The sequence below is a fragment of the Rhodococcus sp. NPDC060086 genome (genome assembly GCF_042730275.1).
GTDB lineage: Bacteria > Actinomycetota > Actinomycetes > Mycobacteriales > Mycobacteriaceae > Rhodococcus.
Map to the genome: position 1 here is coordinate 1 of NZ_JBHWWZ010000063.1, position 26,565 is coordinate 26,565.

Here is a 26,565-nt window from a genome sequence, read left to right on the forward strand (position 1 = left end):
GACCTACAAGGGTCGCGCCCTTGCCGTGTGTGAGGGCGGTCCCGTTCGTGTAGCCGGGTCCACTGCGCTTCTCGCTGCGTCACCCACCTCGCCCCACCGGAGCGGTGGGCCATCGTTTCAGGCGCTGCATCTTCGGCGTGGACCTGCGATTTCCGAGGTCTGGGTGAAGGTGCGTGTGTGTCACATTCGGGTACGGGCGCGGTTCGCGTCACGAACACGCGCAACGACCCACCTCCCCCCACGTCGGTTGAGCAGGAACTTCAAGAACAACACGCCCATCGGACGCCTGTTAATCGGATATTCGTGGGGCAAAGTGGGGTACTGTGGGGCGCGGCGGAGAGCGAGACCGTCTCTGCTGCACGACGAAGGGTCCGTCCGATCAAGGCGGGAGGTTCCGGGTGTTCCTCGGTACCTACACGCCGAAGTTGGACGACAAGGGCCGGCTCACCCTGCCGGCAAAGTATCGAGACGAACTGGCGGGAGGGCTGATGATCACCAAAGGGCAGGATCACAGCCTGACCGTGTATCCACGCGATGAGTTCGCTGCGCTTGCTGAGCGCGCAGCTGCCGCGTCCCGCAGCAACCCCAATATGCGTGCCTACCTGCGCAATCTCGCGTCGAGCACCGACGAGCAGCGCCCCGATTCGCAAGGGCGCATCACGTTGTCCTCGTCGCATCGGACGTATGCGGGGCTCACCAAGGACTGCGTCGTGATCGGTTCCGTCAATTATCTCGAGATCTGGAATGCCGAGTCGTGGGAGGCCTACCTGGCCGAACACGAGGAGGGATTCTCCGAAGCAAGGGACGAGGTACTTCGCGACATATTGTGACGGATCTTCGGCTCCGTGCGGCGAGTGCCGTGAGGCCTCTGCCCGGGACCGGCCCTGACGCACTTCCCCGGCGCCAGGTACGGAACGGAAACCCTGACACACTTCCCCAGTGTCAGGTCTCCGGAATCGGACAGAGACCTCCTGGCATTCGCCGCCGCCATATCCAGACCATCCGACCGACCACCAAGATCGAATGGCCCGAGTGGCCCGCATCGAACGAGCAGGATTCCGGAGGACCAGATGGTGGACGGCGAGGATGACGCTGCGGAGACGAGCCGCGACGAATTCGGCCACGTTCCGGTACTGCTCGACCGCGCCGTGGAACTCCTCGGCCCCGCGATCGAAGCGGCCGGTCCCGGTGGAGCGGGCGCGGTGTACATCGACGCCACGCTCGGTCTGGGCGGTCACTCCGATCACTTCCTGCGCACGTTTCCCGGGCTCAGGCTGGTAGGACTCGATCGCGATCCGGATGCTCTGGACATCGCGCGTGGGCGCTTGGCCGAGTTCTCCGACCGCACGGACTTCGTCCACACCCGCTACGACGGCGTCGCGGAGGCGCTCGACCGGGTCGGGCTCGATCGGGTCGGGTCGGTGCACGCGATCCTGTTCGACCTCGGCGTGTCCTCGATGCAGCTCGACGAGGCCGACCGTGGATTCGCGTATTCGAAGGATGCGCCGCTGGACATGCGCATGGACCCCACCACAGGGATCACGGCCGCCGACGTACTCAACACATACGGACACGGTGACCTCGCCCGAATCCTCAGCACCTACGGCGAGGAGCGATTCGCGGGGAAGATCGCATCCGAGATTCTGAGGTCTCGGGAGAAGGCACCGTTCAGAAACAGCGGCGAGCTCGTCGAACTGCTGTACCGGGCGATTCCAGCCGCCGCGCGACGCACGGGCGGGCACCCCGCGAAGCGCACCTTCCAGGCCCTTCGTGTGGAGGTCAACGGCGAGTTGGATTCGTTGCGTGCCGCCATTCCGGCGGCACTCGATTCCCTTGCCATCGGGGGCCGGGTCGTGTTCATGTCCTACCAGTCCCTCGAAGACCGTGTCGTCAAGCAGGAGCTGACGCCGCGCTCGAAGTCCCGTAGCCCGGAGGGACTCCCGGTGGAGCTTCCCGGGATGGGGCCGGAACTCCGGATTCTGACGCGGGGTGCAGAGCGCGCGTCCGACGACGAGATCGAGAAGAACCCACGCTCGGCGCCTGTCCGACTGCGTGCCGCAGAACGAATCGCCAGGAGGTAACCGATGACCCTGCAGGTGCCATCTCCGCCACGACCTCGGCAGGCTCGATCGACGGCAGCGCAGCGTGCCTACCAGCGACGCAATCAGCGGGCGGCGCAGACGGTCTCGCCGGCCGAGACCCGTGGGCGCATCACCGGTGCGAGCCGCGTCGCAACACGAATTCCGTTCGTGGCGAGCATCATCGGGTTACTCGCGGTCGGGATGATGGTGACGCTGCTCCTGACGACACGGGCAGCGGAGGACTCATACGAGCTCAGCACCGCGCGCGCGTACAACGAGAGCCTCCTTCAGGAGCGTGCAGTGCTGCAGCGCGACGTCGAAGCGGGCTTGACCGCTCCGGTGCTCGCCCAGCATGCCGCCGGGCTCGGAATGATCTCGACGGGGCAGGTGGCCCGGCTCGTAGTGGGTGAGGACGGCTCTGTCGAGGTCGTCGGCGATCCGGTGGCTGCGCAAGGCGGACCTCCGGCGCCACTGAACCGACCTGATCCGCGGAGTGAGGTGCAGCCTCCGCTTGCAGGCAGCGCCGGACGTGAGAATCCACGTCCGCTGTCGCCTTCGGGCGAACAGCCGGAACCACGCGATGCGGCGGAGATGCCCGGCGCTGTGGATCCCGAGAGGCGAGCAGCTGCCGCAGCTGAGGCGCCCCGAGTATCCGATCCGGCACCCGAGGCCGTTGGGGAGCGTCCGGCGGACGGCACCACGCCGCAGCCCGAGAATGTCACGGTTTCCACCGCGGAAGCGGAACAATCCATATCTGTGAGTGAACTGCCGCAGCCCGAGGCGCCCCAGACGGGTGAGCCGGTGGGATCGGAGGCCGGACAGCGGTGAGGACCGGCCCCACTCCTCGTCGTGCGGCTCGGCCGCGCGGTAGTGCTCCCGGACGTCGACCCGCGCCGGGGAGGGGACGATGGCGCGCGAGCCGCAGACGGACCGACACCACTGCGTTCCAGTTTCGGAACAAACTCGGTCTCTGGGCCGTCTTTGCGATTCTGGGGCTCGCTGCCGCGCAACTGCTGTCGATCCAGTTGTTCCAGGCGCCGCAGTTGTCCGCAGAGGCTGCGAGCCAGCGCACGACCCGACTCGTCGAACCGGCGACGCGCGGAACGATCAGCGACCGCAACGGAAACCCTCTCGCCTACACGATGGAAGCGAAGGCGATCACGTTCCAGCCGGTCCGCGTCAGGAACGAGCTGAGCGAGGCGCGCGCGAAGGATCCGTCGCAACCTGAGGTGTCCGAATACCTCGAGGGTGTGGCGGATGCAGTGCACGAGGCGCTCGGTGCTGCCGCTCCCGAGAAGGATGTGCTCGAGAAGCTCGAGAGTGACGAGACGTTTGTCTATCTCGCCCGAGGCGTGGATCCGGGTGTGGCGGCGGGGATCGTCGACGAATACAGCATGGTGGGTCTCGAGCGGCAGGACATCCGGTTGTATCCCGGTGGGTCGCTCGCGGCGAACCTCGTGGGCGCGACCGGGTGGGACGGGTACGGGCTGATCGGACTGGAGGCCTCCATGGACTCGGTCCTCGCAGGCACCGATGGATCGTCCACCTACGATCGCGGTTCGGACGGGGTGGTGATTCCCGGAAGCTGGCGCGACCAGCACCCGGCTGTGGATGGATCGTCCCTCGAACTCACCATCGACAACGACATCCAGTACCACGTGCAGCAGCAGGTGCAGCGAGCGAAAGAACTGTCCGGCGCCGACAACGCGTCGGCTGTGGTCCTCGACGCGACCACCGGCCAGGTCCTCGCGATGTCCAACGACAGCACGTTCGACCCGTCCATCGGCGTCGCCAACAATCCGCCGACCGCGCAGCAGGGCAATCCGGCGGTGAGTTCGCCTTTCGAGCCCGGCTCGGTGAACAAGATCATCACTGCTGCCGGCGCCATCGAGGACGGACTGACGACGCCCGACGAAGTCCTACAGGTCCCCGGCAGCATCAACATGGCGGGCGTCACGGTCAAGGATGCGTGGGACCACGGCGTCGTGCCGTACACGACCACCGGCATCTTCGGGAAGTCGTCCAACGTGGGCACCCTCATGCTCGCGGAACGCATGGGTGAGGACCGGTTCGCCGAGCTCCTCGATCTCTTCGGCCTCGGCCAACGCACCGAAGTAGGGCTCCCGGGTGAGTCCGCAGGATTGGTGCCCAGCCGAGAGCAGTGGTCAGGGGGCACGTTCGCGAACCTCCCGATCGGGCAGGGTCTGTCGATGACACTGTTGCAGATGACCGGGATCTTCCAGGCGATCGCCAACGACGGCGAGCGAATCCCGCCCCGTATCGTCAACGCGACCGTCGGTCCCGACGGCACCCGCACAGAAACGGAACCTCCCGAACCGATCCGGGTGGTCAGTCCACAGACGGCGGCCACCGTGCGCGACATGTTCCGGTCCGTCGTCCAATCCGACACGGGAAACCAGCAGGGGACGGGAGCGCAGGCGGCGATCGAGGGCTACCAGATCGCAGGCAAGACCGGTACGGCACAGCAGATCGACCCCAATTGCGGGTGCTACTCGAACTCCGACTACTGGATCACCTTCGCGGGCATCGCACCGTCGGACGACCCGAAGTACGTGATCGGGATCATGCTCGATGCGCCCACACGTAGCTCCGACGGCACCGGTGGACAGTCCGCGGCCCCACTGTTCCGGGACATCGCGTCCTGGTTGCTGCAGCGTGCAGCAGTGCCGCTGTCGCCGGATTCGGGTGGCAAGTTGATTCTCCAGGTCGATTGAATGCCGATGACCGGACGGCCGTCGTTCACCTCCGAGACCGGACGTGTGTCGGTTGCAGCCTCGCAGTCTGGGTAATCTGACACGTCGGTAACGTGACACTGCGGTGCAGTCCGGCGCCGATCGAGAACAGCAGCGGGATGCCGCAAGAGAGGAACTTGTACCTGTGCCATCGAGTCCGGATCCGTCGCCCCCCGAGGAGGGACGCCGACCCGAGCATCCGCCGATGACATCCCTCCGGGATCTGGCCGACGCCATCGGCGCCGACCTCGTCGTGGTGGGACCCGCTGCGACACCGGATGCTGCCGTGGTGGCAGGCGGTGTCGTGACCGGGATCGACCTGACTGCCCAGCGGATCCGACCGGGCGACCTCTTCGCTGCTTTACCGGGGACACGCACGCACGGTGCAGCCTTCACCGAGACAGCGCTCGAACGCGGCGCAGTCGCCGTCCTCACCGACACGGCAGGCGTTGCGGTCCTGACCCCTGCAGCCGAAACATTCGGTCCGGTGCAGGTACTGGTGCACCCGGACCCCCGTTCGGTGCTGGGTGCCGCGTCGGCCACCGTGTACGGGCACCCGTCCCGGCGGATGCAGGTCATCGGAATCACCGGAACGTCGGGCAAGACCACTACGTCCTACCTCGTCGAGGCGGGCCTGTCTGCCGCAGGCCGTGTCACCGGGCTCGTAGGCACGGTCGAGACACGCATCGCCGGCCAGCGAGTGCCCAGCGCGCTGACCACCCCGGAAGCGCCGCAACTCCACGCGCTGTTCGCGACGATGCTCGAACACGGTGTCGACACGGTGGTGATGGAGGTGTCGAGTCACGCGCTCGCGCTCGGCCGTGTCGCCGCCACCGAATTCGCTGTCGGAGGGTTCACGAACCTGTCACAGGACCACCTCGACTTCCACAAGGATCTCGACGAGTATTTCGCAGCCAAGGCACGCCTGTTCGCTCCCGATTCCCCGGTTCGTGCACGCCGCTCCGTCGTGTGTATCGACGACGACTGGGGAACGCGCATGGCCGAGGTCGCGCGTGCGGCGCACGGCGACGATTCCGCACGCGTCCGGACGGTGTCGACCGACGAGGGCCGAGACACGGATGCGGACTGGTCGGTGACCGAGGCTGTATCCGACCCTTCCGGCGCCCAGGAATTCAGTTTGACCGGCCCCGACGGGCTGGCTCACCAGGTCAGCGTGCGGCTGCCCGGCCGGTACAACGTCGCCAACGCGGCGCTCGCTGTTGCGCTCTGCTCCGCGGTCGGCGTCGACGTCGACGTCGCAGCCCGTGGAGTCGCGAGCGTCGACGTCCCGGGCCGCGTCGAGCGCATCGACCGCGGACAGCGTTTCCTCGCCGTCGTCGACTACGCCCACAAACCCGCCGCGCTCGAAGCCGTCATCGAGACCCTGCGACGCAGCTCGACAGGACGCATCGCGGTCGTCGTCGGAGCGGGAGGTGATCGCGACCGCGGGAAGCGACCGCTCATGGGAGAGGTCGCGGCCTCGGCAGAGCTCCTTGTCGTCACCGACGACAATCCTCGGACCGAGGACGCCGCATCGATTCGAGCCGCAGTGCTCGAGGGCGCCCACGCCGTCCAGCAGGACCGGCGAGGCGAGATCCGGGAGATCGCCGACCGGGCCGGAGCGATCGACGCGGCAGTCGCATGGGCGCGCCCCGGCGACGTCGTGCTCGTCGCGGGCAAAGGCCACGAACGGGGCCAGGAGATCGACGGAGTCAAGCATCCGTTCGACGATCGCGAAGTACTCGCGGCGGCGATCGAGCGGCATCAGCGCAGCGGAGGCACGGAATGATCCCGATGACACTGGCCCGGATCGCGGAGGCAGTCGGGGGGACCTTGCACGATGTCGACGACCCGACCGCCGAAGTCACCGGCACAGTCGAATTCGACTCCCGCAGGATCGGCCGCGGTGGCCTGTTCCTCGCGCTTCCCGGTGAGAAGGCCGACGGCCACGATCATGCAGCCGCAGCGGTCGAGGCGGGCGCTGTCGCGGTCCTCGCAGCGCGCCCCGTCGGAGTGCCGGCCATCGTCGTCCCCCCGGTGCCCGCGACGGACACCAACGCACTGGCGCTCGAACACGATACGCACGGCGCTGGTGCTGCGGTGCTGACGGGCCTGGCAAAACTCGCCCGGGTGGTCGTCGACGACCTCGTGGCGGGGGGGCTGACCGTGATCGGAGTGACCGGATCCTCCGGGAAGACGTCCACGAAGGATCTCATCGCAGCGGTACTCGCACCGCTCGGGTCCGTGGTGGCCCCACCGGGTTCGTTCAACAACGAACTCGGGCATCCCTGGACCGCATTGCGTGCCGGCCACGACACCCGATTCCTCGTACTCGAGATGTCGGCGCGCGGGCCAGGACACATCGCGGCCCTCGCCCAGATCGCTCCACCGCGCATCGGCGCAGTCCTCAACGTCGGTACAGCCCACCTCGGTGAGTTCGGATCGCGGGACGTGATCGCGCAGACCAAAGGCGAACTCGTCGAAGCTCTTCCGTCCGAGGCCGACGGTGGTGTCGCCATCCTCAACATCGATGACACCCTCGTGGCGCGCATGGCCGAACGCACCCGTGCTCGAGTGATCGGGGTCGGCAGCTCCGGGACGGCCGACATCGCGGCCGCCGACATCACCCTCGACGGCGATGCCCGACCGACGTTCACCCTCGTGATCACCGACCGCACGACCGGGACGGAGCAGCGCGTACCGGTCGCACTTGCCGTGCACGGCGAGCATCAGGTCGGAAACGCGCTCACGGCGATCGCGGTCGCGATCGAATGCGGCGCAACGCCCGAACAGGCCGCCGCGGCCCTCGCCGGCGCAGTTCCCGTCTCGGCGCACCGGATGGCTGTGACCACCCGCGCCGACGGAGTCACGGTGATCGACGATGCATACAACGCGAACCCGGATTCGGTGCGCGCCGCCCTCAAAGCGCTCGCGACAGTGGCGCGCAGCGGACCGACGCGACGCCGGACCTTCGCCGTTCTCGGTGAAATGGCGGAACTGGGTGACGACTCCGTCGTCGAACACGACGCGATCGGCCGGTTCGCTGTGCGTCTCGACATCAGCCGCATCGTCGCGGTCGGCGCGACCCGACCCGTCCGAGGACTTTTCCAAGGCGCGGTGATGGAAGGATCCTGGGGCGAAGAAGCAAGCCACGTGCCCGATGCCGACGCAGCGATCACGCTTCTGCGCGACGAGGTCGGCCCCGGAGACATCGTGTTGGTGAAAGCGTCGCAGTCGGTCGGCCTGTGGTCGGTCGCTGAGGCACTGCTCGGAAATGACAACGCTGTTCTGGAGACGGAGGCTGCACGGTGAGACAGATCCTATTCGCCGCGGGTATCGCACTCGCGGTGTCGATTCTGCTCACGCCCGTGTTGATCAAGGCGTTCTCCCGGCAGGGCTTCGGCCAGGAGATCCGGGTCGAAGGGCCGCAGAGTCACCAAGCGAAGCGCGGTACCCCCACCATGGGCGGCGTCGCGATCCTGGCGGGACTGTGGGCCGGCTACTGGGGGTCGCACCTGATCGGTCTGGCCTACGACGCAGAAGGGCCGTCGGCCTCGGGGCTGCTGGTGCTCGGACTCACCACGGCGCTGGGCGGCGTCGGATTCCTCGACGACTTCATCAAGATCCGCAAACAGCGCAACCTCGGTCTGAACAAGACCGCGAAGCTGGTCGGTCAGCTCGTCGTCGCAGTGGTGTTCGGCATCCTGGCACTGCAGTTCCGCAATTCCGACGGCCTGTCCCCGGCGAGCACCGACCTGTCGTACGTACGCGACATCGCGACGGTATCGATGGGCTCGATCGTCTTCATCCTCTTCGTCTACTTGCTCGTGAGCGCATGGTCGAACGCGGTGAACCTCACCGACGGCCTCGACGGCCTCGCCGCGGGCGCGATGGCGCTCGTGCTCGGCGCATACGTGATCATCACGTTCTGGCAGTACCGCAACGCCTGCGCAGTGGAGCCCACCGCCGGATGCTACGACGTGCGCGACCCCCTCGACCTGGCGCTTCTGTGCGCTGCAGGTGGTGCGGCCTGCCTCGGCTTCCTGTGGTGGAACGCAGCTCCAGCAAAGATCTTCATGGGCGACACCGGTTCGCTCGCCCTGGGCGGCATGCTCGCCGGCCTGTCGGTCACCACCCGCACCGAACTCCTCATGGTCGTCATCGGCGCACTGTTCGTCGCCGAGGCCGCCTCGGTGGTCATTCAGGTGGCGGTCTTCCGCTCCAGCAGACGCCGCGTGTTCCGAATGGCACCGTTCCACCACCACTTCGAGCTCGGCGGGTGGGCCGAAACCACCGTCATCATCAGATTCTGGCTGCTCGCCGGAATCGCCTCGGCGATGGGGCTCGCCCTGTTCTACAGCGAGTACCTCGCGGCGATCGGAGACTGACATCGTGACGGAAGAACTGGAGCGACTGCGGGGAGCGCAGGTTCTCGTCGCCGGCGCCGGGATCTCGGGCCGCGCCACCATCAGGCCCCTCCTCGATCTCGGGGCCCGTGTGACCGTCACCGACCGCAATCCGGACGCACTGGCACACTGCGCCGAACTCGGCGCCGACACCGTCGAACTCGACACCCTGCTCGACGGCCCCGGATCCCTGCGCGACTACGCCCTCGTCGTCACCAGCCCGGGCTTCCCTCCCGACGCGCCGCTGCTCTCACGTGCTGCCGGTGCCGCGGTCCCCATCTGGGGCGACATCGAACTGTCATGGCGTATCGACCAGGCCGAGCTCTACGGACTACCCAGACGATGGCTCGTCGTGACCGGCACGAACGGCAAGACCACCACGACGATGATGCTGCAGGCGATCCTCGAATCGGCAGGTATCTCCTCAGCGGCATGCGGCAACATCGGCCTGCCCGTACTTGACGCGTTACGCCGCGACGGCCCTCGAGCCGACGTCCTCGCCGTCGAACTGTCCTCGTTCCAACTCCACTGGGCGCCCTCCGTACGACCCGCAGCCGGCGTGATCCTCAACATTGCCGAAGACCACCTCGACTGGCACGGCGGCATCGAGAACTACATCGACGCCAAGCTCGGCGCACTCACCGGAGCCGTCGGAGTACTCGGACTCGACGATCCGATCGCCGGAGGCCTCCGCGAGCGGTCCCGGGCCGTCCTCACCGTCGGGTTCACCCTCGGCTACCCAGACGCAGGACAGCTCGGAATCAGCGGTGACGTGCTCGTCGACCGAGCGTTCGCCGACTCCGCCGTCCTCGCTGCAGTCGCCGACGTGACTCCGGCCGGCCCGGCCGGATTGTCCGACGCCCTGGCCGCCGCCGCGCTGGCCCGCGCGATCGGCGTGCCGGAAGCGGCGGTGCACGACGGACTACGCAGGCACCAGGTCGGTCCGCACCGTGCGGCACCGGTGGGCACCGTCGACGGCGTCGACTACATCGACGACTCGAAGGCCACCAACCCGCACGCGGCGCGCAGCTCTCTGCTCGCCCGCGACGCGGTCGTGTGGATTGCGGGTGGAATGCTCAAGGGAGCGCGCGTCGACGACCTGGTCTCCGACGTTGCACCGCGACTGACCGGGGCCGTCCTGCTCGGCCGCGACGCCGGACAGATCGCCGACGCGCTGGCACGACACGCCCCCGGCATCCCCGTGGTCCTGGTCGACACGCGCGACGATGGGACGATGACCGGTCAGGAGAGCGGACCCACACCGGAGTTCCGTCGGGTGAGTGCACCCGGTGCCGACGGGCCCGACGCGATGCGCATCGCGGTTCGTGAGGCCGCCGCCCTCGCATCCCCGGGGCATGCCGTGGTGCTGGCACCGGCCGCCGCGTCGCTCGACATGTTCGCCGACTACGCCCAGCGTGGTCGCAGCTTTGCGACCGCGGTCGACGCACTGCGCGGGGGCGGGACACCACGGTGACCTCGCAGCAGGGGAGCGCACCGCCACCGACCGCGCGCGGTCGGATCGGATTGTGGATGGCGCGTCCCCTCGCGTCGTTCCACCTCGTCGTCACCATCGCCGTGCTGCTCACGGTGCTGGGACTGGTGATGGTGCTCTCGTCGTCGAGTGTGGAAGCGGTCGCTGCCGAGATCTCGCCGTACCGGATGTTCACGTCGCAGATCGTGTACGTCTGCGTCGGTTTCGTCGTCTTCTACATAGCCCTGCAGATCCCGGTGCGCGCGATGCGCAGGTTCGCATTCCCGGCTTTCGTCGCGTCGATCGTGCTGCTCGTACTCGTGCTGATACCCGGTATCGGGACCGAATCACAGGGCACCCGCGGCTGGTTCGTGGTCGCAGGGATATCCCTGCAGCCGTCGGAAATCGTGAAGATCACGATCGCGTTGTGGGGCGCGCACCTGCTGGCTTCGAAACGCGGAGAGAGTTCCACTCTCAAAGAGATGCTCGTGCCGATCGTTCCCGCCGCGCTGCTGGCGACCATCCTCATCGTGCTGCAGCCCGACCTCGGAACGACCGTTTCGCTGGGCATCGTCGTACTGGCTCTGCTCTGGTTCGCGGGTCTACCGTTGAAGATCTTCGTCGGAATCGTCAGCACCGCGGTCGCGAGTGCTGGGGTCCTGGCATTGACCGCCGGATACCGCTCGGCGCGCGTACGCGCGTTCTTCAACCCGGGCGAAGACCCGCAAGGTGCCGGATACCAAGCACGACAGGCGCGTTTCTCTCTCGCCGACGGCGGCATCTGGGGTCGAGGGCTCGGCCAGAGTCGCGCCAAATGGAACTACCTGCCGAACGCCCACAACGACTTCATCTTCGCGATCATCGGCGAAGAACTCGGCTACATCGGGGGTGCAGCGGTCATCGGGCTGTTCGCCCTGTTCGCCTACGTGGGCCTGCGCATCGCGATGCGCTCGGTCGATCCGTTCCTGCGGTTGTTCACCGCCACCGCCACGGTATGGATCATCGGCCAGGCCTTCATCAACATCGGGTACGTGGTCGGGCTCCTGCCTGTGACCGGACTGCAGCTTCCGCTGGTATCGGCCGGGGGCACATCCACCGTCACGACACTGCTCATGTTCGGTCTGATCGCGAACGCCGCGAGACACGAACCAGAGGCGATCGCTGCACTACACGCAGGTCACGATGGGCGACTGGCTCGAATCATGAAGATCCGCAGACCCGAGGCCTACCGTCCCGCGCGCGGTGACGCACGAGGCGGGTCGAACCGCCGACAGGGGTCTCCGCGCGGCGGTGGCAACCCCCGCGCACGCAGCGGAACCGCGGTGGCAACACGGACACGACGCGCACCCGTCGCCACCGACACCCGTCGCGCAGCGGACAGCGCTCGAGCGCGTGGCACCGGGGGCGCCCGCGCCCGCAGCGCCCAACCAGAACGAAAGAAGAACGGCCGCGCGGCTTCGCAGAACACTCGAAGGCGTGACGGGAACGGCAGGACCGGAGAGCGAGGAAATCGTAGGTGAGTGGGGACAAGCCAGCACTGTCCGTCGTGGTGGCAGGAGGCGGCACGGCCGGGCATATCGAGCCTGCCCTCGCGGTGGCCGACGCGATTCGCGATCTCGTACCGGGCGCCACAGTGACGGCACTCGGTACCTCACGCGGCCTCGAGACGACACTCGTCCCGCGTCGCGGGTACACGCTCGAACTGATTCCTCCGGTGCCGTTGCCACGTAAACCCACCCTCGACCTGCTCAAACTACCCGCGCGGGTGGTGGCGTCCGTCCGACGCACGCGCGAGATCCTCGACCGGGTCGACGCGGATGTCGTCGTTGGCTTCGGCGGTTACGTCGCGCTTCCCGCGTACCTCGCGGCGGGCGGGGGAGTGCTGCGTCGCAGACGTCGTATCCCGGTCGTCGTCCACGAAGCGAACGCCAGTGCCGGAATCGCCAACAAGATCGGTGCCCTGCGCGCTGCCCGAGTGCTCGCGGCCGTCCCGGGATCCGGCATCGTCCGGAAGGGCGAGCCGGAGATCGTGGGGATCCCGGTGCGGTCCTCGATCACCGAACTCGACCGTGCGTCGCTGCGTTCCGAGGCACGCCGCCACTTCGGACTCCCTGACGATGTACCGGTTCTGCTGGTGTTCGGCGGTTCCCAGGGCGCACGGTCCCTCAACGACGCAGTGGTCGGTGCCGCAGCAGGTCTCGCAGAGGCCGGTGTCGCGGTCCTGCACGCGCACGGCCCGAAGAACACCGTCGACGTCCCCACACACCCGGGCCATGCCACGGCGCCCTACGTGGCCGTGCCGTATCTCGAACGAATGGACCTCGCGTACTCGGCGGCGGACGCGGTGGTCTGCCGCTCCGGCGCGATGACGGTTGCCGAGGTCTCCGCGGTGGGCCTGCCGGCCGTCTACGTGCCTCTACCGCACGGCAATGGCGAGCAGGAACTCAATGCCCGGCCGATCGCCTCGGCCGGAGGTGGAATGATCGTGGCAGACGCCGAGCTCACGCCGGCGTTCGTGGCCGAGACGGTCACGCCGTTGCTGGGTGATCCAGGCAGGCTCGCCGAGATGGGACGTAACGCGGCGGCCGCCGGACACCGCAGTGCCGCAGCCGAAGTGGCCCGGATCGTGCTGGCGGTCGCCGGCGTGGAACCGAACAGGAGTCGAGAATGAGCGCGCAGCTGCCCGCCGAACTTCAGCGGGTGCACATGGTGGGGATCGGCGGTGCGGGAATGTCGGGCATCGCCCGGATCCTGCTCGCTCGCGGTGGTGAGGTGTCCGGATCGGATGCCAAGGAGAGTCGAGGGGTTCTCGCCCTCCGCGCGCGGGGAGCGCAGGTCCGGATCGGTCATCACGCCGAGGCGCTCGACCTGATCGACGGCGGACCGACCGCGGTCGTCACGACGCATGCCGCGATCCCGAAGGACAATCCCGAACTCGTCGAGGCCCACGACCGGGGCATCCCCGTCCTGCTACGACCCGCAGTGCTTGCGGCTCTGATGCGCGAGTACCGCACATTCCTGGTCTCCGGCACGCACGGCAAGACATCGACCACGTCGATGTTGGTGGTGACCCTCCAGCACTGCGGGTTCGATCCGTCGTTCGCTGTCGGTGGCGAGCTCAACGAATCCGGCACCAACGCCCACCACGGCAGCGGCGACGTCTTCGTCGCGGAAGCCGACGAGAGCGACGGTTCGCTGCTCCAGTACGACCCGAACGTCGTGATCGTGACGAACGTCGAACCCGATCACCTCGACTACTTCGGTACCGCCGAGGCATACACCCAGGTGTTCGACGACTTCGTAGCCAAGGTCGTCCCGGGTGGCACGCTCATCGTCTGCCTCGACGACACGGGGTCGGCCGCGCTGGCCGAGCGCGTCGTCGCACTCGGTCGTTCCGATCTCCGGGTCGCCGGGTACGGCACGGCCGACGTCATCGGCACGGACGAGGTTGTCCACGGTGTCACGGTCGGAGTGCGTCTGCTCGCGTGGGAGGCCAAGGACATCGGCGGCGTCGCCGAATTTCACCTCGCAGGCGAGGACACTCCACGCACCGTCCGCCTGTCGGTGCCGGGCAGGCACATGGCCCTCAATGCGCTCGCCGCTCTGCTGGCAGCACTCGAGGCCGGGGCATCCGTGGATGAGGCGATCGAAGGACTTGCAGGTTTCGGCGGTGTCCACCGGCGATTCCAGTTCAGCGGTCGTGAACAGGGTGTCCGCGTCTTCGACGACTACGCACACCACCCGACCGAGGTCCGCGCCGTTCTTGCGGCGGCTGCAGAACTGGTGGCGGGGGAGCCGTTGCGCTATACCGAGTCGGGTACCGAGCGTCCCCGGGTGATCGTCGTGTTCCAGCCGCATCTGTACTCGCGCACCGAAACGTTCGCGACGGAATTCGGTGCCGCCCTGGATCTGGCCGACGAAGTAGTGGTCCTCGACGTCTACGGTGCCCGCGAAGAACCGATTCCAGGTGTGAGCGGCGCATTGGTCGCGCAGGCGGTCTCGAAGCCCGTGCACTACCAACCGGACCTCTCGCTCGTACCTCGGCAGGTGGCGCGCCTGAGCCGCCCCGGCGACATCGTCATCACGATGGGGGCGGGTGACGTCACGATGCTGGGGCGCCAGATCCTCGATGCCCTGCACAGCAAACCCGGCCGCTTCCGGTCCACGGGCCCGGGAACCGAGTCGAGCGGTTCGTGACACCCGATTCCACGGAGACCACCGAGCGTAGAGCAACCCGCCGCGGGAGACCCGCTCGCGGTGAACGCGTAACCGCCCACCGCGCCAGGAGAGCCGAGCGCGACGAGGCAACCGGAGCGGGCAACGCGGCGCGGCGTCCCTCGGGCCGTTCGGTGCGGCTGCGCACGGTGCTCATCGGTGGCGTCGTGGTGATCGCTCTGCTCGCAGCGATCGTGGTGGCATGGACCTCGCCGTTGCTGTCGGTGCGCTCGGTGGAGGTGACGGGCAACGACATCATCACTCGTGAGGAAGTGCTCGAATCCCTGAACATCGCCGACGGGACGCCGCTTCTCCAGGTGGGTACGGCCGAGGCAGCGCAACGTGTCGCATCGGCGCTACCTCGTGCCGCGTCGGTCCGGGTACAGCGGGTCTATCCCTCCACCGTGCGAGTGACCGTCGTCGAGCGTGTCGCGGTGGTGTATTTCGATGCCCCGGACGGCACGCACTCCGTCGATGCGGAAGGTGTGGACTTCGCAGTGGAACCGCCACCGCTGCTCACGCCCCGGCTCGTCACAGGATCTCCGGGCACCGGTGACCCCGCGACGGAGGCCGCGGTGCAGGTGATCGGACTGCTCCCACCCGAACTGGCCGTGCAGGTGCAGGAGATCACGGCGGGTTCGGACTCGGATATCTCCCTCATACTGGTCGACGGTCGAGTGGTCGTATGGGGTGGTGTGGCGCATTCGGATCGTAAGGCCGCGGTGATTCTGCCGCTCCTGACACAGCCCGGTCAGCAGTTCGATGTCGCCAGTCCGGGCCTTCCGACGGTGCGGTGAGATGGTCGGTATGAAATTGGTGGCGTGTCGTCGGCGAGTCTGCTGGCGGATTCGGGTCGCTGTGCCATAGCGTTTCGCAACAGTCGGGTACTTGACATAACCTTAAAGCTATGGTTGAGGGTTTGTCGGGTACCGCAAGAAGATCGATCGAAGTGTGAACCCGAAATCCCAGGAAGGCGAGAGCCCATGACGCCCCCGCACAACTACCTCGCCGTAATAAAGGTCGTCGGTATCGGCGGTGGCGGCGTGAACGCGGTCAACCGCATGATCGAGCAGGGACTCAAGGGAGTCGAGTTCATCGCGGTCAACACCGATGCACAGGCACTCCTCATGTCCGACGCCGACGTCAAGCTCGACGTCGGGCGCGAATTGACCCGCGGCCTCGGCGCCGGGGCCGACCCCGAGGTCGGCCGCAAGGCCGCCGAAGACCACAAGGACGAAATCGAAGAGGTGCTCAAGGGCGCCGACATGGTGTTCGTCACCGCGGGTGAGGGTGGTGGCACCGGCACCGGTGGCGCGCCCGTCGTGGCCAGCATTGCGCGCAAGCTCGGTGCGCTGACGGTCGGTGTCGTCACGCGTCCCTTCTCCTTCGAGGGCAAGCGGCGTGGCGGTCAGGCCGACACCGGTATTCAGGCGCTGCGCGAATCGTGCGACACCCTCATCGTCATCCCCAACGACCGGCTGCTCCAGCTGGGCGACGCTGCGGTGAGCCTCATGGACGCATTCCGATCCGCCGACGAGGTCCTCCTCAACGGTGTCCAGGGCATCACCGATCTCATCACCACCCCCGGTCTGATCAACGTCGACTTCGCCGACGTCAAGGGGGTCATGTCCGGGGCGGGCAGTGCGCTCATGGGCATCGGTTCGTCTCGGGGCGAGGGCCGTGCGATCAAGGCTGCCGAAGCCGCGATCAATTCACCGCTCCTCGAAGCGTCGATGGAGGGTGCGCGCGGCGTGCTGCTGTCGATCGCCGGTGGTTCCGACCTCGGACTGTTCGAGATCAACGAAGCAGCGTCGCTGGTGCAGGAGGCCGCACACATCGATGCCAACATCATCTTCGGCACCGTCATCGACGACTCGCTCGGCGACGAGGTTCGTGTCACGGTGATCGCCGCGGGCTTCGACGGAGGTACCCCGGCGCGACGACCCGTCGAAGCAGGCCCCGGTCAGCAACAGTCCCAGCAGTCACAGGGACAGCAGAACCCGCAGCAGGGTTCGCGACCCGGCGCCGTCGGTGCAGGGCGCGCAGGTGAACTCGGCCGACCCGATCGTGGCGGTGCGGACGAAGCGCCGGTGCGTGAGCCGGCCCCGGCATCCGGCGGGCTTCCCCCGGCCGGTGGAGCCGCCCGCTCGGTCGAGGTCGACGACGATGGCGACGACGACGTGGACGTACCGATCTTCATGCGGCGTTGACGGCACCTCGCCCCGGGGTACGTACCCGCCGGGTCGTGACCACACGAGCCGGCGGGGTCTCGGCAGCTCCGTACGACTCTTTCAACCTCGGCGACCACGTGGGGGACGATCCTGCAGCCGTCGCAGCCAATCGGCAACGATTGGCTGCGGTCCTCGGCCTGCCTCCCGAGCGGTTCGTGTGGATGGAGCAGATCCACAGCCGTACCGTCACCGTGGTGGACGGTCCGGTGACGGAACCGGTCCCCGCGACCGACGCCCTCGTCACCACGACGAGCGGTCTCGCGCTCGTCACCCTCAGTGCCGACTGCGTGTCGGTGCTGCTCTCCGACGAGGAGGCCGCTGTCGTGGCCGCCGCGCACGCGGGACGCATCGGTGCCCGTATCGGTATCATCCCGCGGGTCCTCGATGCGATGGTCGAACTGGGTGCGCGGCGGGACCGCATCGGGGCATTCCTGGGCCCCGCGGCGAGCGGTCGCCGATACGAGGTGCCCGCCGCGATGCGCCGGGACGTCGAAGCGCACCTTCCCGGCAGCGCAACCCGCACGGCCAAGGGCACTCCCGGGCTGGATCTTCGCGCGGGCCTGCGCAGGCAGTTGCTCGAACACGGTGTCGCGGGCGTGGCCGAGGACCCACGATGCACCATCGAGGACCCGACCTTGTTCAGCCACCGTAGGGAGGCGCCCACCGGCAGGTTCGCCTCCGTCGTCTGGCTCGAGGAAGGTCCGCAGTGAGCGAGGCGGCGACGCAGGCCCGGCGCGATGAGCTCGCTCGCGGACTCGCCGCGGTCCGGAGCAGGTTGGACGACGCGGCCCGTGCGTGCGGACGCGAACCGTCCGACGTCGGATTGTTGACTGTCACAAAGTTCTTCCCGGCGTCGGACGCGGTCCTGCTGTACGAGTTGGGATGCCGCGCGTTCGGAGAATCGCGTGAGCAGGAAGCACACACCAAGATCGAACAGTTCCGGGAGACTGTCCCCGACCCTACCGTGCAGTGGCACATGATCGGGCGGCTGCAACGGAACAAGGCCCGTTCGGTTTCCCGGTGGGCGCACACCGTGCACTCGGTCGACAGCGCCCGGCTCGCCGGGGCTCTTGCGGCGGGGGCGACGGCGGCACTCGCCGCCGGTGACCGAACCGAGCCGTTGCGGGTCCTGCTGCAGGTCAGTCTCGATGGCGACCCACAACGCGGTGGCGTCCCCGCTGACGGTCTCGATGTCCTTGCCGATGAGGTGGCCGCGGCGGACGGTCTCGAGCTGGCCGGCCTGATGGGGGTGCCGCCACTCGGCGCGGACCTCGACGAGTCGTTCGAGACGCTCGCGGAACTGGGGGCGCAGCTGCGGCAACGTCACCCCGCGGCACGCGAGCTGTCCGCCGGGATGTCGGGTGATCTCGAACATGCCGTGCGCCACGGTTCGACATGCGTGCGTGTCGGAACGGGAGTGTTGGGTCCGCGACCGTTAGCCTGAATCTCAACCGCCGCGCGAGGGAAGGGCGATCGATGAGCACGCTCCACAAGTTCAAGGCCTACTTCGGAATGGTCCCGCTCGAGGACTACGAGGACGACTACCTCGACGACCCGGCGAGCCCCCGCCGTGAGCGCGACTACGGCGACCAGCCGTACGGCGCATATTCGGCTCCGCGCCGGGAAGAGTATCCCGCTCCGCGGCGGGACGAGCCCGAGCGTGATTTCGCGGAAGACGACTTCGATCGGTACGACCCGCCGGCGCGCAGCGCCCGGGTCGAGCCGATCACTGCCCGCGCCCCGCGTCCGGCCGCGGCTCCGGCGCGATCCCCCGCGCGGTCCACACTTGCCCCCGAATCGCGACTCGAGCGGACCGAGGCGCGGCGCGGCGCGCTGTTCGATGAAGGAGGTCCGTTGTCGAAGATCACGACGCTGCGTCCGCGCGATTACGGCGAGGCACGCACGATCGGTGAGCGGTTCCGTGACGGAACCCCGGTGATCATGGATCTCGTCGAGATGAGCAATGCCGACGCGAAGAGGCTGGTCGACTTCGCGGCCGGACTGGCATTCGCCCTGCGCGGGTCCTTCGACAAGGTGGCGACGAAAGTCTTCCTGCTGTCGCCCGCCGACATCGATGTGTCCGCGGAGGAACGCCGCCGCATCGCGGAGACCGGCTTCTACAGTCAGCAATAACACCGCTCGGTGCCGCGCCCCGGCGCCGTCTCCGACTCCCTCGAACGCAAACGAAACGCTCGGCGTGATGCAGATAACTGCAGGCCGGGCGTTTCGGTTTGGATCGGTTCGGGTTCGTCGGGCAGAGTGGTCGGGTGGCCGTATTCGATGTGCTGTACTTCCTGCTGTTCATCTTCTGGCTTCTGCTGATCGGACGAATCATTGTCGAGTTCATCAGAACCTTCGCGCGGGATTGGAAGCCGACGGGATTCGTCGTGGTGATCCTGGAAGCGATCTTCACGGTCACCGACCCGCCGGTGAAGCTACTGAGGCGTCTCATCCCCCCGCTCAATCTGGGCGGGATCCGGCTCGACCTATCCATCATGGTCTTGCTGTTCATCGTGTACTTCCTGATGGCGTTCATCCCGCGGAGCGGGGGGATCTGAGATGCGCCGACGCGGCGCCGTCGCTGGGCCTTCGCGCTCTCCGATGTGCCAGAATGGAATGCCATATACAGTGGGTTTTGATACGCGTGACGCACTGTCTGAACTACGGAACGCCTGCTTGACCGCTTATTTGACGCGTGAAGGGACCCTTCCATGCCGCTGACACCAGCTGATGTGCACAATGTCGCGTTCAGCAAGCCTCCGATCGGGAAGCGCGGATACAACGAGGATGAGGTCGACGCTTTTCTCGATCTCGTCGAGCAGGAGTTGACGTCCCTGATCGAGGAGAACGCCGACCTGCGCCAGCGCGTCGCGGAACTCGACCAGGAGCTTGCCCAGGCGAAGAAGGCGCCGCGCACTGCCGCACAGGCAGCGGTACCGGCGAAGCCGGAACCGCCGCGGGTCGTCGAACCTCCCAAGCCGGAGCCCGCTCCGGTACCTGCCCCGGCACCCACGCCCGCGCCGGTCGCGGCGGCTGCGCCGTCCGGCGACGCGAGCATGCAGGCCGCGAAGGTGCTCGGTCTGGCGCAGGAGATGGCAGATCGCCTCACCGGCGATGCCAAGACCGAAGCCGAAGAGTTGGTGCGCAATGCCCGCACGAACTCCGAACAGCTCGTCTCCGATGCGCGTACGCGCAGCGAAGCGATGATCGCCGACGCCCGCCAGAAGTCCGACGCGATGCTCTCCGACGCACGTACGCGGTCCGAGACGCAGCTCCGTCAGGCCAAGGAGAAGGCGGACGGTCTGCAGGCGGATGCCGAGAAGAAGCACACCGAGATCATGGCGACGATCAACCAGCAGCGCTCCGTTCTCGAAGACCGGATCGAACGCCTCAAGACGTTCGAGCGCGAATACCGCGTGCGCCTGAAGTCGTACCTCGAATCGCAGCTCGAAGAGCTCGAGCAGCGCGGTTCCGCGGTGCCGGTGGACAGCGGTGCGGATGCGTTCAATCAGTCCAACTCGTCGTCGTTCGGTTCGTCGTCCTTCGCCAAGGGCAACAGCTGATCGAGGTCCCGGGCCTGGTTCCGCACCTCGGTTGAGGAGGACTCGTGCTCGTCATGACGTTGGTGCTCGCAGCGATCGGATTCGGTCTTCTCGTCATTGCCTTGATGACCGGATCCGTCGCGTGGGCCTGGGGTTGTATCGCAGTGTGCGTCGTCGGGGCCGTGATCCTACTTGCGAGTTCTCTCACGTCGCGCGATCCATCGACGCCGGGCAACGCCGCGCGTCGTCGCGCCACCCCGAATTCGCGGCCTGCGCAAGGCGACGAACAGCACGATTCACGAGAATGACCAGCGCTGCCTACAATGGGCACACGAGTACTGTGCGATAGAGACAGTGTCGATAGAGGCAGTGCACATACTGTTGTTTCCCGCGCGTGCGGGACGGCGTCGATCCGGCCATCACCGGGGAGTCTTCGGAAGAACGGTGTCGAGCGAATGCGGCTGCATTCGCGAGGCGCTCAGTAGAACCGAACGGGTGGGCGCGTCACAGCCCGAACGAAGAGGCACATTCCGGACGCTTCCGGAGAGTGCAAGCGGGGTGGTACCGCGGTGACCGTGCAGAATGCGCGGTGGTCGTCCCCGTGCCGAGAATGTGAGGCACGGAGGAGCCACGCGGTGACCGAGAACGTCAATCCCACTGCAGCGACCGGCGGGTATCCGAAGGTCGACTACGGCGTCGCCAAGGACGCCGGTGTCGACTTCCCCGATCTCGAGGAGCGTGTCCTCGCGCGCTGGGCCGAGGACGACACCTTCAAGGCCTCCATCTCCCATCGTGAGGGCGGCGAGGAGTTCGTCTTCTACGACGGCCCCCCGTTCGCCAACGGGCTTCCGCATTACGGGCATCTACTCACCGGCTACGTCAAGGACGTCGTGCCACGATTCCAGACGATGCTCGGTAAGAAGGTCGACCGGCGATTCGGGTGGGACACCCATGGTCTGCCTGCCGAGCTGGAAGCCGAGAAGCAACTCGGTATCAAGGACAAGTCCGAGATCGACACGATGGGCCTGGCCGAGTTCAACGCGTACTGCAAGCAGTCGGTGCTGCGTTACACGGGGGAGTGGCGCGACTACGTCACCCGTCAGGCCCGCTGGGTGGACTTCGACAACGACTACAAGACGCTCGACCTGGACTTCATGGAGTCGGTCATGTGGGCGTTCAAATCACTGCACGACAAAGGCCTGATCTACCAGGGCTTCCGCGTGCTGCCCTACAGCTGGTACGAGCAGACGCCGCTGTCGAACCAGGAAACCCGGCTCGACGACGCGTACAAGATGCGCCAGGACCCGGCGGTCACCGTCGACATGGTGCTGCGCGCGCCGGGCACCGAACTGGACGGGGCCAACGCCCTCATCTGGACCACGACGCCGTGGACCCTCCCGTCGAACCTCGCGATCGCGGTGCACCCCGAGATCACCTACGTCTCCGTCCGCGCCGGTGAGGGCGACCAGGCGAAGACCTATCTGCTGGCGAAGGACCGCCTCGGTCACTACACGCGCGAACTGGGTGACGAACCCGAGGTGCTGGCCGAGTACGCCGGCACCGATCTCGTGGGTCTTGCGTACGAACCGCCGTTCGATTTCTTCGTGGGTCGCGAGAACGCGCATCAGGTGATCGCAGCCGAGTACGTGACCACCGATTCCGGGACCGGAATCGTCCACCTCGCACCGGCATTCGGTGAAGAGGACATGGAATACTGCCAGCGCAACGGCATCGAGCTGGTGCAACCCCTCGATCCGGGCGGCAAGTTCACCTCGATGGTGCCGCCCTACGAGGGCCTGCAGGTATTCGACGCGAACCCGGTCATCATCAAGGACCTCAAGGCAGCCGGAAAGCTGTTGCGGCACGAGACGATCGAGCACTCCTACCCCCACTCGTGGCGTTCGGGCCAGCCGCTGATCTACATGGCCGTGCCCTCGTGGTTCGTTGCGGTCACCCGGTTCCGCGACCGCATGGTCGAGCTGAATCAGGAGATCACCTGGGTACCCGAGCACATCCGAGACGGTCAGTTCGGCAAGTGGCTCGAAGGCGCCCGCGACTGGAACATCAGCCGTAACCGCTACTGGGGAAGCCCGATCCCGGTGTGGGTGTCCGACGACCCCGAGTACCCCCGCGTCGATGTCTACGGCTCGCTCGACGATCTCGAGCGCGACTTCGGCGTGCGCCCCGATGATCTGCACCGTCCGATGATCGATCTGCTCACCCGGCCCAACCCGGACGACCCGACCGGGAAGTCCACGATGCGCCGGGTTCCCGAGGTGCTCGACTGCTGGTTCGAGTCGGGATCCATGCCGTTCGCGCAGGTGCATTACCCGTTCGAGAACACCGACTGGTTCGACTCGCACTTCCCGGGTGATTTCATCGTCGAGTACAACGGGCAGACCCGCGGGTGGTTCTACACCCTGCACGTCCTCGCGACAGCGCTGTTCGACCGGCCGGCGTTCAAATGTGTTGCCGCGCATGGCATCGTCCTCGGCGAGGACGGGCTCAAGATGAGCAAGTCCAAGGGTAACTACCCGGACGTCAACGAGGTGTTCGCGCGCGACGGCTCCGACGCCATGCGCTGGTTCCTCATGTCGTCGCCGATCCTGCGCGGCGGCAACCTCGTCGTCACGGAACAAGGCATCCGCGAGGGTGTGCGTCAGGCTCTGCTGCCGTTGTGGAATGCGTGGAGCTTCCTGCAGCTGTACGCACCGAAGGCCGGCACCTGGCGCACCGACTCGCCCCACGTCCTCGATCGGTACATCCTGGCGAAACTCGCCGCGACCCGCGACGCCGTCACCGAGGCGCTCGACGTGATCGACATCGCAGGCGCGTGCGACGAGGTGCGTACCTTCTGTGACGCGCTGACCAACTGGTACGTGCGTCGGTCCCGGTCGCGGTTCTGGGACGAGGACGACGACGCGATCGACACCCTGCACACGGTGCTCGAAGTCGTCTCCCGGCTCGCGGCCCCGCTGTTGCCGCTGGCGACCGAGGTGATCTGGCGCGGGCTGACCGGAGGGCGTTCCGTGCATCTGGCCGACTGGCCGGCCGCTCAGGAACTGCCCGCCGACGCCGACCTGGTCTCGGCGATGGACGATGTGCGAACGGTGTGCTCGACCGTGCTGTCGCTGCGCAAGGCGCAGCAGCTGCGCGTGCGACTGCCGCTTCCCGCAGTCACCGTTGCCAGCGCGGGCTCCTCTGCGCTGGAGTCGTTCGTCGATCTGGTGAAGGACGAGGTCAACGTCAAGAACGTCGTCTTGACCGACGACGTCGAGTCGCACGGCCGATTCGAGGTTGTCGTCAACGCTCGAGCGGCAGGTCCGAGGCTCGGCAAGGACGTCCAGAAGGTCATCAAGGCCGTCAAGTCCGGCGACTGGTCCGAGAACGCGGACGGCACCGTCACCGCGGCCGGCATCACGCTGCTGCCGGAGGAGTTCACCACCCGCCTCGTTGCTGCAGAACCGGAATCGACCGCGGCACTGCCCGGGGGCGCCGGACTCGTGGTGCTCGACTCGACGGTCACCGAGGAACTCGAGGCCGAGGGCTGGGCGAAGGACCGCATCCGCGAACTGCAGGATGCGCGACGCAACCTCGGGCTCGACGTCTCGGATCGGATCGCCGTGCAGTTCGAGGTTCCCGCGGACCGCGCAGATTGGGCAACCGAGCACCGCGAGCTGATCGCAGGTGAAGTTCTCGCCACCACGTTCGAACTTGCTCCCGCAGGGGACGGCGCGGTCGAACTCGGTGAAGGGGTACGCGCCACGATCAGCAAGGCCTGAGGCGCCCGCGGGCATGAGCAGGTTGGTGCCCACACATACGGTGCTGGAATGACCTCCGCCTCCACTCGGCGCTGGGTTCTCCACGTGGACCTCGACGCCTTCTTCGCGTCCGCCGAGCAGCTGACCCGGCCGACCCTTCGGGGTCGGCCGGTGCTGGTCGGCGGACTCGGAGCACGCGGGGTCGTGGCGGGCGCGAGTTACGAAGCACGCCACTACGGTGCCCGCTCGGCGATGCCGATGAGCCGGGCACGCAGGCTTGTCGGGGCAGGCGGGATCGTTCTCCCTCCGCGCGGTGCCGTGTACCGAGAATTGAGCATTGCGGTGTTCGACACCCTGCGTTCACGAGTGCCGGTCCTCGAGACGCTCTCGCTCGACGAGGCGTTCGCCGAACCCGCGGAACTGGCCGGTGCCTCCGCCGAGGACGCGGACCGCTTCTGTGCGGAGCTGCGGGCGGAGGTACTGCAGAAGACAGGTCTCGTGGCTTCGATCGGTGCGGGGTCGGGGAAACAGATCGCGAAGATCGCGTCCGGGCTGGCCAAACCGGACGGACTGCTCGTCGTGCGACCGGAGGAAGAACTCACGCTGCTGCACGGACTTCCCGTGCGCAGTCTGTGGGGTATCGGTCCGGTGGCCGAGGAGCGCCTGCGCAAACTCGGTATCGACACCATCGGTCATCTCGCCGCGCTGCCCGGCACCGAAGCGGCGTCCATTCTCGGCGCGACCGTAGGGCCCGGCCTGCACCGGCTCGCCAACGGACTCGACGGCCGCCCCGTGGTCGAACGTGCCGAAGCCAAACAGGTCAGTGCCGAAACCACCTATCCCACCGACATCGTGGCGTTGCCGCACCTGCGTCGCGCCGTGGTCACAAGTGCGGCCGCTGCCCACGAACGGTTACGTAAGGACGGACGTGCCGCGCGGACCGTCGTCCTCAAACTTCGCAAGTCCGACATGTCGATTCTCACCCGTTCGACGACATTGCCGTACGCCACCGAGGACGTGCAGGTCCTCACCGCTGCGGCCCAACGCCTCGCGCTCGACCCACTCGAGATCGGCCCCATCAGACTCGTCGGCGTCGGTTTCGCAGGGCTGTCGACGATCGCGCAGGATTCACTCTTTCCGGAACTCGACGCCCTCGACCCCGAGGCGTCGTGCGACGGCCCGGTCGACGATGATGCTGTCTCGTCGCCGCAGGTGCCGGATCGGCGCTGGCGGCCCGGAACCGACGTCCGACATCCCGATTTCGGGCACGGCTGGGTCCAGGGGGCCGGCCACGGTGTCGTCACCGTGAGGTTCGAAACGAGGTCCACAGGCCCTGGGTCGGCACGGACATTGGACGAGGTAGATCCGTTGCTCGAACCGGCCGATCCACTCTCGAGCCTGCACTGACACTCGCTCCTGCGGCCCTCATTGTTCTCTCACTACCGCCGGGTACTCTTGCGGACGACCCGCTGTCGCGGTGGACCATCCGCTGCTGGATGACCGAGCACGAACGTCGTGTTCGTTTCGAGAACGAGAAGGACGAGAATTTTGAAGCTTCGCAAGATCACCGTCGCTACGGTGGCCCTCGCCGCCGCCCTCACGATGACTGCCTGCAGCTCGGACGACGGAAGCTCGACCGAGACGACCGCGGCAGCCTCATCGGCAGCCACGACGACCACTGAGGTCGCGTCCGAGTACCCGCCGGTGCCCACCGTCGAGGAACTGCAGGCTCAGCTCGATCAGGCCTTCGACGGCAGCATCCCGGCCGAGGAGAAGCAGAACCTCGTGCAGGGTGCAGAGCTCGATCCGACGCTGATCGACCAGGTCGCCGCAGCTGCGCAGCAGGCCGGTGCCCAGGTCACCATCATCGACATCAACGACAACCAGGACGGCACCGCGACCGCCGGTATCGAGACCGCCATCGGCGATCAGGTCTCCACGGGCACGGTCATGTTCGTTGCCGAGGACGGCTACTGGAAGCTGTCGCAGGACAACGCGTGCGCGATCGTCTCGCTCGCGGCTCTGCAGACGCCTGCGTGCCCGTAATTTTCTGAGCACGACCTCACTTCGTGAGACGAAGACGGTGGCCGACGCAGAATTCTGCG

22 protein-coding genes are annotated in these 26,565 nt (G+C 67.1%); all 22 read left to right on the top strand.

The genetic code is table 11. The annotated features are described in order from the left end of the window. Positions 1–398: 398 nt before the first annotated feature. The 22 genes from mraZ (at position 399) to ACFWB0_RS23295 (ending at position 26,506) form a co-directional block, all read left to right on the top strand. On the top strand, positions 399–830 hold the full coding sequence (gene mraZ / locus ACFWB0_RS23190) for a division/cell wall cluster transcriptional repressor MraZ (RefSeq protein WP_378492747.1): 432 nt from the start codon (positions 399–401) through the stop codon (positions 828–830). 240 nt (positions 831–1,070) lie between these two features. Continuing rightward, complete coding sequence (gene rsmH / locus ACFWB0_RS23195) at positions 1,071–2,081, top strand: 16S rRNA (cytosine(1402)-N(4))-methyltransferase RsmH (RefSeq protein WP_378492748.1); 1,011 nt, start codon at positions 1,071–1,073, stop codon at positions 2,079–2,081. A 3-nt stretch (positions 2,082–2,084) separates the two neighbouring features. Further along, positions 2,085–2,909, top strand: a complete 825-nt coding sequence (locus ACFWB0_RS23200) for a hypothetical protein (RefSeq protein WP_378492749.1) — start codon at positions 2,085–2,087, stop codon at positions 2,907–2,909. Further along, the gene (locus ACFWB0_RS23205) at positions 2,906–4,816 is read left to right on the top strand and encodes a peptidoglycan D,D-transpeptidase FtsI family protein (protein ID WP_378492750.1); all 1,911 of its coding nucleotides are present in this window, start codon (positions 2,906–2,908) and stop codon (positions 4,814–4,816) included. Before ACFWB0_RS23200 ends, ACFWB0_RS23205 begins: the two co-directional genes overlap by 4 nt. A 223-nt stretch (positions 4,817–5,039) precedes the next feature. Continuing rightward, positions 5,040–6,623, top strand: coding sequence for a UDP-N-acetylmuramoyl-L-alanyl-D-glutamate--2,6-diaminopimelate ligase (locus tag ACFWB0_RS23210; RefSeq protein ID WP_378492751.1), 1,584 nt, complete (start codon positions 5,040–5,042; stop codon positions 6,621–6,623). Continuing rightward, positions 6,620–8,146 carry a UDP-N-acetylmuramoyl-tripeptide--D-alanyl-D-alanine ligase gene (murF, locus tag ACFWB0_RS23215; protein WP_378492752.1) on the top strand — a complete coding sequence of 509 codons (1,527 nt, stop codon included), beginning with the start codon at positions 6,620–6,622 and terminating at the stop codon, positions 8,144–8,146. The genes ACFWB0_RS23210 and murF overlap by 4 nt, the downstream gene beginning before the upstream one ends. Further along, on the top strand, positions 8,143–9,222 hold the full coding sequence (mraY, locus tag ACFWB0_RS23220) for a phospho-N-acetylmuramoyl-pentapeptide-transferase (RefSeq protein ID WP_378492753.1): 1,080 nt from the start codon (positions 8,143–8,145) through the stop codon (positions 9,220–9,222). The genes murF and mraY overlap by 4 nt, the downstream gene beginning before the upstream one ends. Positions 9,223–9,226: 4 nt before the next feature. Beyond that, positions 9,227–10,714 (top strand): UDP-N-acetylmuramoyl-L-alanine--D-glutamate ligase, encoded by a 1,488-nt coding sequence (gene murD / locus ACFWB0_RS23225; RefSeq protein ID WP_378492754.1) that lies wholly within the window; start codon positions 9,227–9,229, stop codon positions 10,712–10,714. A gap of 56 nt (positions 10,715–10,770) precedes the next feature. Beyond that, a complete protein-coding gene (gene ftsW / locus ACFWB0_RS23230) occupies positions 10,771–12,231 on the top strand; it encodes a putative lipid II flippase FtsW (protein WP_378492766.1) in 1,461 nt (486 codons plus the stop codon). Beyond that, a complete protein-coding gene (gene murG, locus ACFWB0_RS23235; RefSeq protein WP_378492755.1) occupies positions 12,228–13,382 on the top strand; it encodes an undecaprenyldiphospho-muramoylpentapeptide beta-N-acetylglucosaminyltransferase in 1,155 nt (384 codons plus the stop codon). The genes ftsW and murG overlap by 4 nt, the downstream gene beginning before the upstream one ends. Then, positions 13,379–14,908 (top strand): UDP-N-acetylmuramate--L-alanine ligase, encoded by a 1,530-nt coding sequence (gene murC / locus ACFWB0_RS23240; RefSeq protein ID WP_378492756.1) that lies wholly within the window; start codon positions 13,379–13,381, stop codon positions 14,906–14,908. The genes murG and murC overlap by 4 nt, the downstream gene beginning before the upstream one ends. A gap of 152 nt (positions 14,909–15,060) precedes the next feature. Next, positions 15,061–15,723, top strand: coding sequence for a cell division protein FtsQ/DivIB (locus ACFWB0_RS23245; protein WP_378492767.1), 663 nt, complete (start codon positions 15,061–15,063; stop codon positions 15,721–15,723). Positions 15,724–15,909: 186 nt separating this feature from the next. Beyond that, complete coding sequence (gene ftsZ, locus ACFWB0_RS23250) at positions 15,910–17,136, top strand: cell division protein FtsZ (RefSeq protein WP_378492757.1); 1,227 nt, start codon at positions 15,910–15,912, stop codon at positions 17,134–17,136. Further along, positions 17,133–17,867 (top strand): peptidoglycan editing factor PgeF, encoded by a 735-nt coding sequence (pgeF, locus tag ACFWB0_RS23255; protein WP_378492758.1) that lies wholly within the window; start codon positions 17,133–17,135, stop codon positions 17,865–17,867. Before ftsZ ends, pgeF begins: the two co-directional genes overlap by 4 nt. Further along, entirely contained in the window at positions 17,864–18,601 is a 738-nt protein-coding gene (locus ACFWB0_RS23260; RefSeq protein WP_378492759.1) for a YggS family pyridoxal phosphate-dependent enzyme, read from the top strand. The genes pgeF and ACFWB0_RS23260 overlap by 4 nt, the downstream gene beginning before the upstream one ends. A gap of 32 nt (positions 18,602–18,633) precedes the next feature. After that, positions 18,634–19,290 (top strand): cell division protein SepF, encoded by a 657-nt coding sequence (locus ACFWB0_RS23265; RefSeq protein WP_378492760.1) that lies wholly within the window; start codon positions 18,634–18,636, stop codon positions 19,288–19,290. 134 nt (positions 19,291–19,424) lie between these two features. Then, on the top strand, positions 19,425–19,715 hold the full coding sequence (locus ACFWB0_RS23270) for a YggT family protein (protein WP_132472883.1): 291 nt from the start codon (positions 19,425–19,427) through the stop codon (positions 19,713–19,715). A 153-nt stretch (positions 19,716–19,868) separates the two neighbouring features. After that, entirely contained in the window at positions 19,869–20,720 is an 852-nt protein-coding gene (locus ACFWB0_RS23275; protein ID WP_378492761.1) for a DivIVA domain-containing protein, read from the top strand. Between the two features lie 44 nt (positions 20,721–20,764). Next, positions 20,765–21,007, top strand: coding sequence for a hypothetical protein (locus ACFWB0_RS23280; RefSeq protein WP_378492762.1), 243 nt, complete (start codon positions 20,765–20,767; stop codon positions 21,005–21,007). Positions 21,008–21,334: 327 nt separating this feature from the next. Further along, entirely contained in the window at positions 21,335–24,481 is a 3,147-nt protein-coding gene (gene ileS / locus ACFWB0_RS23285) for an isoleucine--tRNA ligase (protein ID WP_378492763.1), read from the top strand. 48 nt (positions 24,482–24,529) lie between these two features. After that, positions 24,530–25,867 carry a DNA polymerase IV gene (locus tag ACFWB0_RS23290; RefSeq protein ID WP_378492764.1) on the top strand — a complete coding sequence of 446 codons (1,338 nt, stop codon included), beginning with the start codon at positions 24,530–24,532 and terminating at the stop codon, positions 25,865–25,867. Between the two features lie 141 nt (positions 25,868–26,008). Next, the gene (locus ACFWB0_RS23295; protein ID WP_378492765.1) at positions 26,009–26,506 is read left to right on the top strand and encodes a hypothetical protein; all 498 of its coding nucleotides are present in this window, start codon (positions 26,009–26,011) and stop codon (positions 26,504–26,506) included. Positions 26,507–26,565: the final 59 nt, after the last annotated feature.